The 14,555-nt window shown below is 35.6% G+C and carries 14 protein-coding genes; 5 read left to right on the top strand and 9 right to left on the bottom strand.

Translation table 11 applies throughout. The features are described from left to right. Nucleotides 1-6 precede the first annotated feature (6 nt). The 5 genes from LC457_RS13855 to LC457_RS13875 all read right to left on the bottom strand — a co-directional run bounded on the left by LC457_RS13855 (nucleotide 7) and on the right by LC457_RS13875 (nucleotide 3,780). Nucleotides 7-561: a DUF1003 domain-containing protein gene (locus tag LC457_RS13855; protein ID WP_047423643.1), complete on the bottom strand. Its 555-nt coding sequence runs from the start codon at nucleotides 559-561 to the stop codon at nucleotides 7-9. Between the two features lie 11 nt (nucleotides 562-572). Further along, entirely contained in the window at nucleotides 573-1,343 is a 771-nt protein-coding gene (locus tag LC457_RS13860) for a TIGR02757 family protein (protein WP_374200547.1), read from the bottom strand. Nucleotides 1,344-1,350: 7 nt separating this feature from the next. Continuing rightward, nucleotides 1,351-2,265 carry a ribonuclease Z gene (locus tag LC457_RS13865; protein ID WP_223600402.1) on the bottom strand — a complete coding sequence of 305 codons (915 nt, stop codon included), beginning with the start codon at nucleotides 2,263-2,265 and terminating at the stop codon, nucleotides 1,351-1,353. A gap of 68 nt (nucleotides 2,266-2,333) precedes the next feature. Next, nucleotides 2,334-2,909, bottom strand: a complete 576-nt coding sequence (rdgB, locus tag LC457_RS13870) for an RdgB/HAM1 family non-canonical purine NTP pyrophosphatase (RefSeq protein WP_262904076.1) — start codon at nucleotides 2,907-2,909, stop codon at nucleotides 2,334-2,336. Between the two features lie 40 nt (nucleotides 2,910-2,949). Next, nucleotides 2,950-3,780, bottom strand: a complete 831-nt coding sequence (locus LC457_RS13875; RefSeq protein WP_223600403.1) for a CPBP family intramembrane glutamic endopeptidase — start codon at nucleotides 3,778-3,780, stop codon at nucleotides 2,950-2,952. A gap of 110 nt (nucleotides 3,781-3,890) precedes the next feature. On the opposite strand from LC457_RS13875, the gene LC457_RS13880 reads away from it, so the two are divergent. From LC457_RS13880 to LC457_RS13895, 4 genes are all read left to right on the top strand, one after another. Beyond that, entirely contained in the window at nucleotides 3,891-4,592 is a 702-nt protein-coding gene (locus LC457_RS13880) for a hypothetical protein (RefSeq protein ID WP_223600404.1), read from the top strand. A gap of 1 nt (nucleotide 4,593) precedes the next feature. After that, on the top strand, nucleotides 4,594-5,304 hold the full coding sequence (locus tag LC457_RS13885; protein ID WP_223600405.1) for a hypothetical protein: 711 nt from the start codon (nucleotides 4,594-4,596) through the stop codon (nucleotides 5,302-5,304). Between the two features lie 158 nt (nucleotides 5,305-5,462). Then, entirely contained in the window at nucleotides 5,463-7,058 is a 1,596-nt protein-coding gene (locus LC457_RS13890; protein ID WP_213278537.1) for a peptide chain release factor 3, read from the top strand. Nucleotides 7,059-7,461: 403 nt separating this feature from the next. Then, nucleotides 7,462-8,406: a hypothetical protein gene (locus LC457_RS13895; protein ID WP_223600406.1), complete on the top strand. Its 945-nt coding sequence runs from the start codon at nucleotides 7,462-7,464 to the stop codon at nucleotides 8,404-8,406. 267 nt (nucleotides 8,407-8,673) lie between these two features. Here LC457_RS13895 and LC457_RS13900 read toward each other — a convergent pair whose 3' ends face one another. Further along, nucleotides 8,674-9,039, bottom strand: a complete 366-nt coding sequence (locus LC457_RS13900) for a hypothetical protein (protein WP_142719375.1) — start codon at nucleotides 9,037-9,039, stop codon at nucleotides 8,674-8,676. Between the two features lie 21 nt (nucleotides 9,040-9,060). Continuing rightward, the gene (locus tag LC457_RS13905; protein WP_047377008.1) at nucleotides 9,061-10,200 is read right to left on the bottom strand and encodes an acyl-CoA dehydrogenase family protein; all 1,140 of its coding nucleotides are present in this window, start codon (nucleotides 10,198-10,200) and stop codon (nucleotides 9,061-9,063) included. 368 nt (nucleotides 10,201-10,568) lie between these two features. Here LC457_RS13905 and LC457_RS13910 point away from each other — a divergent pair, with 368 nt between their 5' ends. Then, nucleotides 10,569-12,347 (top strand): long-chain fatty acid--CoA ligase, encoded by a 1,779-nt coding sequence (locus LC457_RS13910; RefSeq protein WP_223600407.1) that lies wholly within the window; start codon nucleotides 10,569-10,571, stop codon nucleotides 12,345-12,347. A gap of 312 nt (nucleotides 12,348-12,659) precedes the next feature. On the opposite strand, the gene LC457_RS13915 is transcribed toward LC457_RS13910, so the two are convergent. Then, nucleotides 12,660-13,436, bottom strand: a complete 777-nt coding sequence (locus tag LC457_RS13915; protein ID WP_047381378.1) for a zinc ribbon domain-containing protein — start codon at nucleotides 13,434-13,436, stop codon at nucleotides 12,660-12,662. A 2-nt stretch (nucleotides 13,437-13,438) separates the two neighbouring features. Beyond that, nucleotides 13,439-14,536: a Nif3-like dinuclear metal center hexameric protein gene (locus LC457_RS13920; protein ID WP_223600408.1), complete on the bottom strand. Its 1,098-nt coding sequence runs from the start codon at nucleotides 14,534-14,536 to the stop codon at nucleotides 13,439-13,441. Between the last annotated feature and the right edge of the window lie 19 nt (nucleotides 14,537-14,555).

Consider the following 14,555-nt stretch of genomic DNA (forward strand, 5'->3'; position numbering starts at 1 on the left):
TTGCAGCTATTCTTCTTTTTTCAATTGCTCAATTTCATTTTGCAGCTGAGAAATAATATCTTTTAAAGCCTTTATTTCGTTTTTATTAGAGTTGACATTACTCCTTAATATTACATTTTTTGCTCTTTCATTGTGATCTTCTTCTTCCTCTTCTTCATTGATCTCTTCAATGTCTTCCTGGATATCTTCTATATCTTCATTAATCTCTTCAATGTCTTCACTGATCTCTTCAATATCCTCACTAATTTCTTCAATATCTTCCTGAATGTCTTCAATATCTTCACTGATCTCTTCAATATCCTCCTGGATATCTTCAATTTTCTCGTGACTTTTATTCACTGACATCTGGATAAAAATAGCCAGATAAATAGCTTCCAGAGACAGCACTGTAGTAAGAATCAGAAGCATCTTATCAAAGTCTACAATATGCAGCATCGGAAGCAAAAACGAAGTAAGAAACAGCAGAGTATGTACAATCAGAGACTGGATAGATCCTATCCATGATGTAATACTGTCCGCTATTTTTTCAAGAACTTCTGTTTTTTCGTTATATTTTTTCATCCTTTATATTTTTACAACAGTTCTTTGGTAACGCCTAATCCAAACAAGGCAAAATCATACTTTGCAGGATCTGCTTCATCAAATTTTCTAATGGCAGCATCCAGTTCTTCCACCGTTTTCCAGTCATTCTGTATTCTGGAAACCAATCCCAGTTTTCTGGAAATATTTCCGGTATGCACATCCAAAGGAATGGAAAGGTTTTTCTGATCTATATTCTCCCAGATTCCAAAATCCACTCCCCGCTTATCTTTACGTACCATCCACCGCAAAAACATAATAATCCTTTTAGCAGAAGAGTTTTTATAGGGGGAACTGATGTGTTTATGGCTTCTGTGCTTTTCTGTTTCCAGAAACCCATTCCTGAATCGTTCTATGGCATGGAGAAAATTATTCTCCGGTTCTTTTACTTCAAACAGGCTTTCCAGGCTTTCATTCTCTTTATAAATTCTGTTGAACTGCCTGATGAAGTAGGAAAAATCCTGCCCATTGAAGGTTCTGTGAATACTTTTATCCTGAATATCTTCCAGATCCTTTTCTGAATAATTCATCACAAAATCATAAGGAGAATTCCCCATAATATCAAGCATTTTATTCGCAGAATTGATGATCGATTTTCTGTTTCCCCAGGAAATTGTAGCTGCCAGAAATCCCGCAATTTCAATGTCCTGTTTTAAAGAAAAACGATGAGGAATCTGTATGGGATCATTTTCAATAAAATCAGGAGTATTATACCGATCTGCTTTTTCGTTGAGAAAATCTCTGAGTTCTTCAAATTTCAGCATATTCATTTTAAATCTTTACACTTTCCAATGCTTTTGGTAAAAATGTATTGGGGAAAATATTTCTTGCTTCATCGGTAAATACAGTCAGATCTCCATATCTGTTGGAAAAATGTCCTAAAATCAGTTTTTCAACCTGAGCTTTCTGAGCAATAGTTGCCGCTTCCAATGCCGTGGTATGTCCTGTATAATCAGCCATTTCCTTCAAATCATGTAAAAATGTTGATTCATGATAAAGAACCGTTACATTTTTAATAATCGGAATAACACTTTCAAGGTAGCGGGTATCACTGCAAAATGCATAGGAAACCGGTGGAGCAGGTTCCAGGGTCAGAATTTCGTTTTTAAGAACATAGCCATCGCTCAGTATAAAATCTTTTCCTGCTTTTATATTATGGTAATCGCAGGTTTCAATCTCGCTGTATTTGGCAATTTCTTTCATATTCAAATGTCTGTCTTTCGGTTTTTCTTTAAAAAGATAACCGTTACAGTAAATCCTGTGATCCAGTGGAATTGTGTATACTTCTACTCTGTTGTCCTCATATATTTTTTCAGAATAATCTTTATCCAATTCATGATAGACCACTTCAAAACCACGGTGTGTTTCCGTAATCTGGAAAATGGTTTCCAGCATCTTCTTAATTCCTTTCGGACCATAAACATGCAGCGGAGTATCTCTTCCTAAAAGACGGAACGAGGCAATAAGTCCCGGAAGTCCGAAACAGTGATCCCCATGCAGATGGGAGATAAAAATATGATTGATTTTTGAAAATCTTGCTTTTGCTTTTCTCAGCTGAACCTGTGTTCCCTCTCCACAATCAATAAGAAAAAGTCTTTCTTCCATTTCCAGCAGCTGGGCTGTGGGTGATGTGTTGATGGTTGGAATCGCTGAATTGAAGCCTAATATTGTTAAATAAGTACTCAAATCAATAATTTATTATAACAAATGTACGACAGAAAATCTAAATGGTCGGTTCACCCTGATATTTAAACTTAATCAGTCACTTTTAAAAAATCCATGAATAAATCTAAGGCCTGCTTGCGGTGGCTGATTTTGTTTTTGTCTTCCGGATTCATCTCTGCAAAGGTTCTCTCATGCCCTGTAGGAACAAAAATAGGATCATATCCAAAGCCTTTAAAGCCTTTATTTTCTGTCAATAAATTCCCGTGAACTCTACCTTCAAAATATTGAGCTCCTTTTTCATCATAGTAGCATAGAACGGTAACGAAATAAGCTTTTCTATTTTCTATTCCCTGCATTTCTTCCAGCACCTTTTCAATATTTTTCGCAAAATCATGATCTCCGGCATAACGGGCAGAGAAAATGCCAGGTCTTCCGTCCAAAGACTCTACTACCAGGCCGCTGTCATCTCCCAAACTTGGAACACCTGTTTTTTCAAAGCAGTATTTTGCCTTGATCAGAGCATTGGCATGAAAAGAATCTCCATCTTCCACAATTTCTTCGTGAATATTGTAATCGGTAAGACTTTTCACAACGCAATCACTTCCCAGGATCTGTTGGATTTCTTCTTTTTTATGTTCGTTGTGTGTAGCTACTAATAATTCCATTTCTATATTCATTTTCAATTTTACTTTTTTACTTGGTTACTTACATTTCAGCATAATGCACTTTATACTTTTTCATAAAAAGATAATAAAATAAAGAAAAAAGTACAATTCCTACGCTCAGTACGAGCCATTCTGAAACATGAAGAACTTTTGCAAAACTCTCATCCTTACCATAAAGCACCAACAGTGACAGGGTTAAATTATTAAACGCATGCAGCAGTATAGGCATCAGTAAAGATTTTGTTTTATGATAAACCAATCCCAGCACACAGCCCAGCATCACTGCGCTGATAAACTGCCATGGATTTCCGTGAACCACTCCAAAAATAATGGAAGCATACAAAATAGCTTTCCATGGTTCTACTCCTTTATTGATCAATCCTTTCTGGATAATTCCTCGAAATATAATTTCCTCAAAAATCGGAGCCATAATTACCGTCATAATGATCATTACCACAGGATTATCGGTCAATTGACTCATCAGTTGGGTAAAATATTCGTAAAACTTTCCAAAAAAAGGTCCTGTAGTAGGAATCTGAGCGGCAATAAACTCTGAAACAAACATCATCCCCGTCATCATTGGAAAAATAAGGAGATAGGTAGAGAAGTTAACGGATGATAAATTGAAGTTAAGCTTCTTTTGAGTGGTACGTCTTACAATGAAAAAATCAAAAAAGGCAATAGCAGTAAGAAATCCTACAGAATTCGCAACCATCAGAAACCAGTCTTTCAATTCGATATTTTCCCTGAAAACAACTTTCCAAAAGGTGCTGAATAAAGAAACAGCCATTGTTCCCACGAATAATCCAACCACCAAAACAACACCGCCAAACCATGTGAACGTAAACTTCGGATATTTGCTATTTTCCATCCTTTCTCTGTAAAAAGTTTATATAGAAACAAAGATAATTTTTTTGACTGCCACAGGCAACTAAAAAAGGATTTTCTTATTTTCGTTCCTTTATCCATGAACATCACAAAATGAATACAGAATCTCCGTTTCAGAGGATTGAGTCTACAACAAACAAATTGATAACGGTCGTTCTGAATACACTATTCCTCGTTATATTTATTCCTTTCATGATACTTTTCGTTCTGGGACCTGTTTACGGAATTTATAAAAGAGGATTTGAGACAATGATTTATCCGGCATTGGTTTTTTGGGGGATCTCGGCACTTATTTTAATTCCTGCAGTCCGTTATTATATAAAAAGAAAAACATTAAAAAGTAAAATTGTGGTGGACGAAACCGGGCTTTTATTTTATAATGCAAAGAATGAGATTGCAGATCAGATCCTTTATAAAGATCTTCGGCCTTCAAAACAAAATTTTGATATTTATACTGTAAATCCGGTGGGGTCAGGTATTGCTCCTTTACTGGAAATAACCATCCAATCAGAGAAAAAAGAGGAGACCACAAGACGTATTGATATGAATCTTCCTCTGAAGGTGGTAAAAAATAAATATACTTTGTATGCATTCTTCCTGCATGGCATTGTGAATTTCCGTCCTGATTTAAAGGTGGACCCGATGGTCTTCCGAAGCTACTCTATTGATACTGAAACATGGAAAGTGAATAACAGAGGAGTTTCTTTGGGATGCTGGCTTGTAATTTTGACGGCTCTTATTATTACGGCACTTATATGCGGATTTGTTTTTATATTATCTGAAACCAAGAATTAATATGACAGAAAAATTCCAGACCATAGAATCCAAAATCAATAAACCCGTTACTTATTTTCTAATGGGAATCATCTGGATAGCCATCATTCTGATTATTGTGGTAATCGGGGTCGTTTTCGATAATCTTTATTATCATTTCAGACAATATTTGGAAAATGATCCCGGTATTTTTTTCATCCTTCTTATTGCCCAGTTTTTTCTTATTTTTTGCTGTATAGCTTTGATAATGGCTTTAACGTACAGAAAAAAAGAAAAGACAAGAAAAGCTGTTGTAGATGAAAAAGGAGTTACTTTCTACAACACTCAAAATACCATTATTGAAACGATCCTGTATAGCGATCTTCAGCCAGCTAAAAATCCATATGATGATGTATATGTCCGAAACAATCAAACTGTAAAATATGGCAAAACGACATTACAGATCTATCTGAAAAATAATTCCGGGAACATTGTACTTTCAACTGTAGACTTTAATTTTGAACTGGTAATTCTACGCAACCAATATGATCTGTACCGCCATTTTCTTAAAGGTATTCAACATTTCCGCCCTGATCTGAAAATAAGTCTACAGACTATTGAGCAGTACAACCTTACTTCAGAACCGCAAAAAACTAAATTCGGTGTATTTGAATACATCATGTCTGCAGTTTTTATACTGATTGCTGTTGGATTGATTTATGTTTTTATGCTGCTAATAAAAATGTTTATTTGATAAGTAGCTCAGGTAAAGCAGACTATTAGTAGGTTCATAGTCCTGTTTATCATTCTCAGACGTGACTATCCTTCTATTCTTCTGTGTAATTAATATTGTCTAATTTAAATTTGAAAACCTCGTAAAAAATCACGATTTTTGCAACTTCAAAATACGATATGTCAGACTTAATCAAAGAAATACAAAAAAGAAAGACCTTCGGGATCATTTCCCACCCGGATGCCGGAAAAACAACTCTTACGGAAAAGTTACTTCTTTTCGGGGGTGCTATCCAGGAAGCGGGTGCGGTAAAATCCAACAAAATAAAAAAAGGAGCTACCTCCGACTTTATGGAAATCGAAAGACAGAGAGGGATCTCTGTAGCGACTTCTGTATTGGCATTTGAATATAGAGACCACAAAATCAACATCCTCGATACTCCAGGTCACAAAGACTTTGCTGAAGATACTTATAGAACATTAACTGCTGTAGATTCTGTAATCGTTGTAATTGACGTTGCAAAAGGGGTTGAGGAACAGACGGAGAAACTGGTTAAGGTTTGCAGAATGAGAAACATTCCTATGTTGGTTTTCATCAATAAACTTGACCGTGAGGGTAAAGATGCTTTCGATCTGTTGGACGAAGTAGAACAAAAATTAGGATTAACAGTTTGCCCACTTTCTTTACCAATCGGTATGGGAAGTGACTTTCAGGGAATTTATAATATCTGGGAAAACAACATTCAGTTATTCTTAGAGGAGAAAAAACAGAAAGTTGGAGATTCTATCAAGTTTGATGACATCAATGATACTTCTATTGACGAAGTAATTGGTGAAAAAGCAGCAAAAACTTTAAGAGAAGAACTTGACCTTATTCAATCTGTTTATCCTGAATTTAACCGTGAGGATTATATGAAAGGTGATCTTCAGCCTGTATTTTTCGGTTCGGCTTTAAATAATTTTGGTGTTCGTGAATTATTGGATGCTTTCATTGATATTGCTCCAATGCCACAGCCAAAAGAAAGTGATACCCGTCTTGTAAAACCTGAAGAAAGTACATTCACAGGATTTGTTTTCAAAATCCATGCGAATATGGATCCTAAGCACAGAGACAGACTTGCTTTCGTAAAGATTGTTTCAGGAACGTTCAAAAGAAACGAAAATTACTTATTGGTAAGAGAAGGTAAAAAAATGAAGTTCTCTTCTCCCAATGCATTCTTTGCTGATAAAAAAGAAGTAGTGGAAGAAAGCTTCCCTGGTGATATTGTAGGTTTACATGATACCGGAAGTTTCAGGATCGGAGATACACTTACGGGTGGAGAAAAATTGAGCTTCAAAGGTATTCCGAGCTTCTCTCCTGAGCATTTCCGTTATATCAACAACAATGATCCGTTAAAAGCTAAGCAATTGGCAAAAGGTATTGATCAGTTGATGGATGAGGGAGTTGCGCAGCTGTTTACCCTGGAAATGAACGGAAGAAAGATCATTGGAACAGTAGGTGCCCTTCAGTATGAGGTTATCCAATACCGTCTTGAACATGAATATGGTGCAAAATGTACTTATGAGCCACTATCCATGCACAAAGCATGCTGGGTAGAAGCAGACGAGAAATCTGAAGAGTTCAAGGAATTTGCAAGATTAAAGCAGAGATTCCTGGCAAGAGATAAATACAATCAACTGGTATTCCTTGCAGACTCATCTTTCACGATTCATATGACACAGGAAAAATTCCCGAATGTGAAATTACACTTCATCAGTGAATTCCAGGAACATTAATTAAAGGTAAAATTGCTTATCATATAAAATCCGTAGAAAATTTCTACGGATTTTTTATTTCTTACTATATGATCATTTTTATGAAGGCATGAGGTTTATTATTTTAATACATCTGGATTCCTACGGAATGACAAAGTGTATGGATAAAATTCAGCGTTCTGTATGTCATTCCGTAGAAATCTAATCTATTAAATAATAAAATGTTGTTATTAAACACCTCTATGAAAACATATCCTACTCTTTTAATACCCAAAAAAAAGAAAAACGATTTGTAAATCTTTTGTAAAACAAATACAAAACACTGAAAACACAACAGTTATCATTTTACCAGCACAATACATTCTATTTACAATCTTTACAAGAACTTCCCTCCTAATTTTACTTCATCAAAAAAATTAATGTTATGAAAAAGTTCATATTACTCGTTGCTGTATCAGGCACTTTCATTATGTGTAAAAAAGCAGAAGCTACACAGGATAAAATTAATGAAGTAATCAATAAAGCTGACAGCGCAACTACTGTCGCTACAGAAACCATTGACAATGCCAGTAAAGCAGCAAACCAGGTAATGGATTCTGCCAGTATTAAAATAAAAGATTTTGAAAATACTAAAAGTGACATCCAGCAAAAAATAGAGAGCACCTCAAAAATGGTAGATTCTATATCCGAGAAAATTGCCACTACAAAACTGGAATCCAAAATAGAGAAAAAAGATTCTATTGAAAAAAAATCTGAAAAAATAGCTGTAAAAGCTCCCGCTCCAAAGGTTATTAAAGAAACCAAAATCATTTATAAAGACCAACCTAAAAATGACAGCTATGAACTGAATATGCCAAAAGATAAAATGGTGAAATCAGGATATCTTGTGATAAAAGCAGACAATGCAGAAACGGTGAAAGAAATCATCAGAGAAGAGGCCAATAAAAATAACGGCTACATCAAAAATGAAAATCTTTCTTATGTTGAATCTGCCAGCCCTTATGGTGAGAATCAAAAAGTATACAGTCTTGATATCAAAGTTCCGATCCAGCATTTTGATGGTTTAATGGATGCTATCAACAGTAATGTTGGAGATATTGATACTAAAGACATTCAGGTTTCAGGGCGTAATTATGCAGACAATACCATCTGTACGATCAATGTAAGTATCAGTGATAAGGCTCAAACAGAAAAAGAACCTAAAACTTTCGGTGGAAAATCATTGGCAGCCATTGAATCTGGCTGGGAGGTAATAACGTCTATTTTCCTGTTTATTCTTCCGTTGTGGCCGTTATTTCTTATTGCCGGTATTGGATATTACTTTTACAAAAAGAAGAATAAAAATGTTCCTGATAACGACACTCATTAGATTTGAAATCCATCCTCGTGGTGGATTTTTTAATGTTTTTTTAATGAGGTTTAGAAGGTAAGATTAATTCTTATGCTTAATTTTATAACATTAATAAAAACAGCTTGTTTATTAGGAAAATTACTCTTAACTTTAAGTGTAGATAAAAACAATGAATCTTTGTTATTATACAGGATTCACCACAAAACCGGAAATTTTTATTTCATATATTAATATTTTGTGATTTGGTGTAAAATAAGGCCCTCATATTGAGAGCCTTATTTGTTTTTATTTCATATTCACTACTTTGTCTACGACAAACTTTGTATTTCCTCTCCATGGGAGAGCACCGTTGTATTCTTTGTAATGCAGATCAAAGCTTTTACCACTGTTGGTTTCCAATTGTTTGAAAATCTCAGGGTCATCTACAGAAAACTCAAACTCGTAGCTTGTAATTGTTCCTGTTTTACCTCTCCCGAAGCCTTCCTGAATCAGTTTACCTTCATAAGTTTTGAAGATATAACCTTTTTTCATGGCATAGTTCAGGTATCCGGATTTTACGCCTTCTCCGAAAACAAAATAGTACTTATACCAGACAAATACGCCTAGTAACAACAGTACAACACCGAGGGTGATCCACAAAGATTTTTTCATAGTAGTGTGTTTGATAAAATGTTATTTCGCGATGCTTCTTGAGATCACGATTTTCTGAATTTCAGAAGTTCCTTCGTAGATCTGAGTGATTTTCGCATCTCTCATTAATCTTTCTACGTGGTATTCTTTCACATATCCGTATCCACCGTGGATCTGTACTGCTTCAATAGTAGTATCCATTGCTACCTGAGAAGAGTATAATTTTGCCATAGCTCCACTTTCAGAGATATCTTTTCCTGCATCTTTTTCACATGCTGCTTTGAAACATAACATTCTTGCTGCCGTGATCTGCGTAGCCATATCAGCTAATTTGAATGCAATTGCCTGGTGGTTGATGATCTCAGTTTTGAAAGCTTTTCTTGTTTTAGCATATTTCAATGCCAGTTCGTAAGCACCTGAAGCAATACCTAAAGCCTGAGAAGCGATACCGATTCTTCCTCCGTTCAATACTGCCATTGCAAAGTTGAACCCAAATCCGTCAGCACCAATTCTGTTTTCTTTTGGAACTTTTACATTATTAAAGATCAAAGAGTGTGTATCACTTCCTCTGATTCCCAGTTTGTCTTCTTTTAGCCCGATTTCAAATCCTTCCCATCCTCTTTCTACGATGAAAGCATTGATCCCTTTGTGCTTTTTCTCAGGATCAGTCTGTGCAATTACAATATAATAAGTAGCTGTTCCACCATTGGTGATCCAGTTTTTGATTCCGTTTAAAAGATAGTAATCTCCTTTGTCTTCAGCAGTTGTTTTCTGAGAAGTCGCATCAGAACCAGCTTCAGGCTCAGATAACGCAAAAGCTCCGATTACCTGTCCGCTCGCCAGTGGAGTAAGATATTTTACTTTCTGTTCTTCAGAAGCAAATTTTTCAAGACCGGCACAAACCAATGAATTGTTTACAGACATTACAACAGCTGCAGAAGCATCCACTTTTGCAATCTCCTCCATTGCCAGCACGTAAGAAACGCTGTCCATACCTGCTCCTCCGTATTGTGGGTCTACCATCATTCCCAAAAGGCCCATTTCTCCCATTTTTTTCACCTGTTCTGCAGGGAATTTCTGGTCACGGTCTCTTTCAATCACTCCAGGTAATAGTTCGTTCTGTGCAAAATCTCTTGCTGCCTGCTGAATCATCAGCTGTTCTTCCGATAAATTAAAGTCCATAAAAAAAATAATTAGATAGCCGTAAATTTACACTTTTTAAGCAAATCTGAAAAAATAAATTAAAAGCAGGAAAAACGCACAGAAAAAGGGAGTTGAAAGAGGTTTTAAAGTTTGAAATAGCAATAAATGACATGCAGGTTTACCAATCGGGAATACCACACTATTCAGGACGAAAAATAAAAACGGTTTGCTAAGGTATGCTAAATCCAGAATGAGCTGTTGTAACCACTTTTTAAAGACCTCTGGTCCCCTTTTTGGTTCAATATATTATGGTAAGCATTTAACTATTTCCTAATTATTACATTCATATGTTTTCAATTAAAAAAAATGCTTATATTTAAATTTCTTTATAATTTATTTAAAAAATCATGACGATCAAGAGATTATTCGATATTCCGCACTACGCTTTAGAAAAATATCCTAAAACGGATATGTTTGTAACGAAGTATCAGGGTGAGTGGAAAAAAACTTCTACGCAGGAGTTTATTAATGAGGGAAATAAGATATCCAGAGGGTTACTGAAGCTGGGCATAAAACCGGGTGATAAGATCGCTTTGATTACTACCAATTCCCGCACTGAATGGGCGATTATGGACTTTGGTCTTTCTCAGATCGGAGTTGTTTCCGTACCTGTTTATCCAAGTATTTCACCTGAAGATTACGAATTTATCTTCAACAATGCTGAAATTCAGTACTGCTTTGTTTCTGATAAGGAGCTGTTGACTAAAGTAATGAAAGTGAAACATAACATCCCTACTCTACAGGGAATATTTACTTTTGACAACATCAGCGGTGCTGCCAACTGGAGAGAAATCCTTGATCTGGGTAAAGATGAATCTACACAAATTGAAGTAGACGACCTTTCCAATGCCATCAATACAGAGGATCTGGCAACTATTATTTATACTTCCGGAACTACCGGAAGACCTAAAGGAGTAATGCTTACCCACAACAATATTGTTTCAAACGTATTGGGGGCTATTCCTAGGATTCCAAAGAAAAGAAGTTTCGATTATAAGGAAACAAGAGCATTAAGCTTCCTTCCTATCTGTCATATTTTTGAAAGAATGCTGTTCTATCTTTATCAATACAACGGTTTTTCTCTTTATTTTGCTGAAAGCATCGAGAAAATGGGGGAAAACGTAAAAGAAGTGAAGCCTCATTATATGACCGTAGTTCCAAGACTTGTTGAAAAGGTATATGATAAAATCTACAATACAGGATCTTCTGCCGGAGGACTGAAATCAAAAATATTCTTCTGGGCATTGAACCTCATCAGTAAAAAGAAAGTAATCTCAAAACCATCCGGACTTCAGGAAATTATTGCTGACAAACTGGTATTTTCTAAATGGAGAGAAGGTTTAGGTGGTGAAATCGTGACTTTGGTATCAGGATCTGCCGCATTATCTACAAGACTTAACTTAATGTTCCAAAATGCAGGAATTCCAATTTTGGAAGGTTATGGCTTAACAGAAACTTCCCCGGTGATTTCCGTCAACAGTTTTGAGAAAATGAAAGTCGGAACGGTAGGTATTCCATTGGATAATTTAAAAGTAAAGATCCAGGAAGATGGTGAAATTACCGTAAAAGGGCCATCAGTTTTCAAAGGATATTTCCAAAACGAAGAAATGACCAAAGAAGCTTTTACAGAAGATGGATTTTTCAAAACCGGCGATATCGGGCATATTGACAGTGACGGATTTTTACAGATCACAGACCGTAAGAAAGAAATGTTCAAGACATCCGGTGGAAAATATATTGCTCCTCAGACGATTGAAAACTTAGCAAAAGCTTCCAAGTTTATTGAGCAGATCATGGTGGTAGGTGATGGTGAAAAAATGCCATGTGCTTTAGTACAGCCAGATTTTGAATTTGCTAAAAACTGGGCTTTGAGAAACAATCTGAACATCGGTTCCACACCGGAAGAGATTGCAAAAAGCACTGAGCTGAAGCAAAGAATTGAAAAAGAGATTGAAGGGATCAACGAACATCTTGGAAACTGGGAGAAAATCAAAAAAATTGAACTTACTCCTGAAGTATGGAGCATTGAAAGCGGATTGCTTACTCCAACATTAAAACTGAAAAGAAAAGCGGTAAAAGAGAAGTTTATTGCTTTGTATAATAAGATGTATGATCATCAGGAATAAATAATACCAACCGCTTCATTTTGAGGCGGTTTTTTTATAGGTTTTGGCTAAAGCCAACAGAAGGATTTATTTTTTTATTAAACGGGCTATAGCGTTTCTATTGATTATTCTCCGTTGCGTTTCAATAGGCCTATTATTGCACTATTGTCATTCCGTAGGAATTCATATTATATTAAAAGAATGTATAGAGATTCCTACGGAATGACAACACACCGCAAAAGGTTAAACAAACTAAAGCCCGTTCCTATTGAATATACACAAAAAAAGCTGCTTCATTTCTGAAGCAGCTTTTGTATGATTTAAAATCAATAATTAGAACTTAATTACAGATTTCATTCTTTCGTTTTCTTCCATTACCAATTCGTCATCAACAAGGATTTTCCCTGAATGCTCATCAATAATAATTTTCTTTCTCTGAGCAATTTCCATTTGCTTTTGAGGCGGGATTGTAAAGAAAGATCCTTTTGGAGCTCCTCTTTCTAATCCTACTACTGCAAGACCATTGATAGAGTTTGTTCTGATTCTGTTGTAAGAAGCTAATAATCTCTCATCGATTTTACCTGCGAATTCTTTAGACTGCTCTAAAAGATATTCTTCTTCTTTCTGAGTTTCAGAGATAAGACCTTCTAATTCTTCTTTCTTGAATTTCAAGTGGCTTTTCAAATCGTCGATCTTCGTATTCAGTTCACTTAAAGTTTCGTTTTTGTGAGCAATTTTAACTCCGAATTCTTTAATTCTTTTTTCAGCAAGCTGAATTTCCAGATCCTGGAATTCCATTTCCTTTCCTAATGCTTCAAACTCTTTATTGTTTCTTACATTATCCTGCTGAGATTTGTACTTCTCAATTAAAGTTTTAGCATGGTTAATAACTTCATGCTTTGTTTTGATCTGATCGTCCTGATCTTTGATATCAGCATGAAATTTTTCAGCTCTTTTTTCAAGACCTTCAATCTCGATTTCAAGATCTTCAACTTCAATTGGCAATTCTCCTCTAGTATTTCGGATTTCATCCAATCTTGAATCAATGATCTGTAAATCGTATAAAGCTCTTAATTTTTCTTCAACTGAAATATCGTTGGTTTTTGCCATATTTAAATGAAATAATTTACTGGGTTTGTTTTTTCAATAGATTTTGAAATTGCAAATGTACTAAATTTTTGTGACAAAATTTCAAATAATTGTTGAGTAACAAATTGTTCTGATTCATAATGGCCAATATCACAAATCAGCATTTTAGACTCTGCTAAAAAATAGTCGTGATATTTAAGATCTCCGGTAAGATAAGCATCACATTTTCTGGAAGCTGCAGATCTTATCCCACTTGCTCCGGAACCGCCCAGAACCCCTACTCTTTTGATTTTTTTATTGTTGAAAGAGGAGTGCTTTATCACTTCAAGACCAAACTTTTCTTTTACAAACCCCAGGAAATCTTTTTCATCCATTTCCTCTTCCAGATCGCCATACATTCCCAATCCGGCATGTTGGTTTTTATTATCAAGGCTGTATATCTGATGGGCCACTTCTTCGTAAGGATGTGCGGCTTTCATTGCGCCCACAATCTGCCCTTGTTTAAAGCTTTCAAAAATCACAGAAATCATATCTTCATCTGCATTTTCACGAATGTCCTGCTGGCCTGAGAACGGATTTGAACCTTCCACCGGTCTGAAGGTTCCTTTACCATTCACCGTAAAACTGCATTCATCATAGAAACCGATATTTCCCGCTCCCGCTGAAAACATTGCTTCTTTTACTTTTTCGGAATGCTCTTTCGGTACAAAAACCGTCAGCTGTTTTAGATTATTTTCTTTCGGCTGAAGAATTTTCATATTCTTTAATCCCAACTGCCTGCAAATTCCATAGTTGACTCCAAAGAAATCATTATCAAATGCTGTATGAATGGCATAGATCGCCACTTTATTTTCTATAGCCTTTAAGACGGCTCTTTCCACATAGTTTTTCCCTGTTAAAGATTTGAGTCCGGAAAATATAATGGGATGGAAGCATACAATAAGATTGCAGTTTCTTTCAACAGCTTCATCTACTACATTTTCTAAAGCATCATGACAAACCAGAATCCCGGATACATCACGATCATAAACACCACACAACAGGCCTACGTTATCAAAATCTTCTGCCTGTCTGATACTTATTTCCTCTTCAATCTTTGCAATTACGGTTTTTAGCTTCATTAATTTATATTTTACGGTT

The organism is Chryseobacterium sp. GVT01B, from assembly GCF_019970045.1.
GTDB lineage: Bacteria > Bacteroidota > Bacteroidia > Flavobacteriales > Weeksellaceae > Chryseobacterium.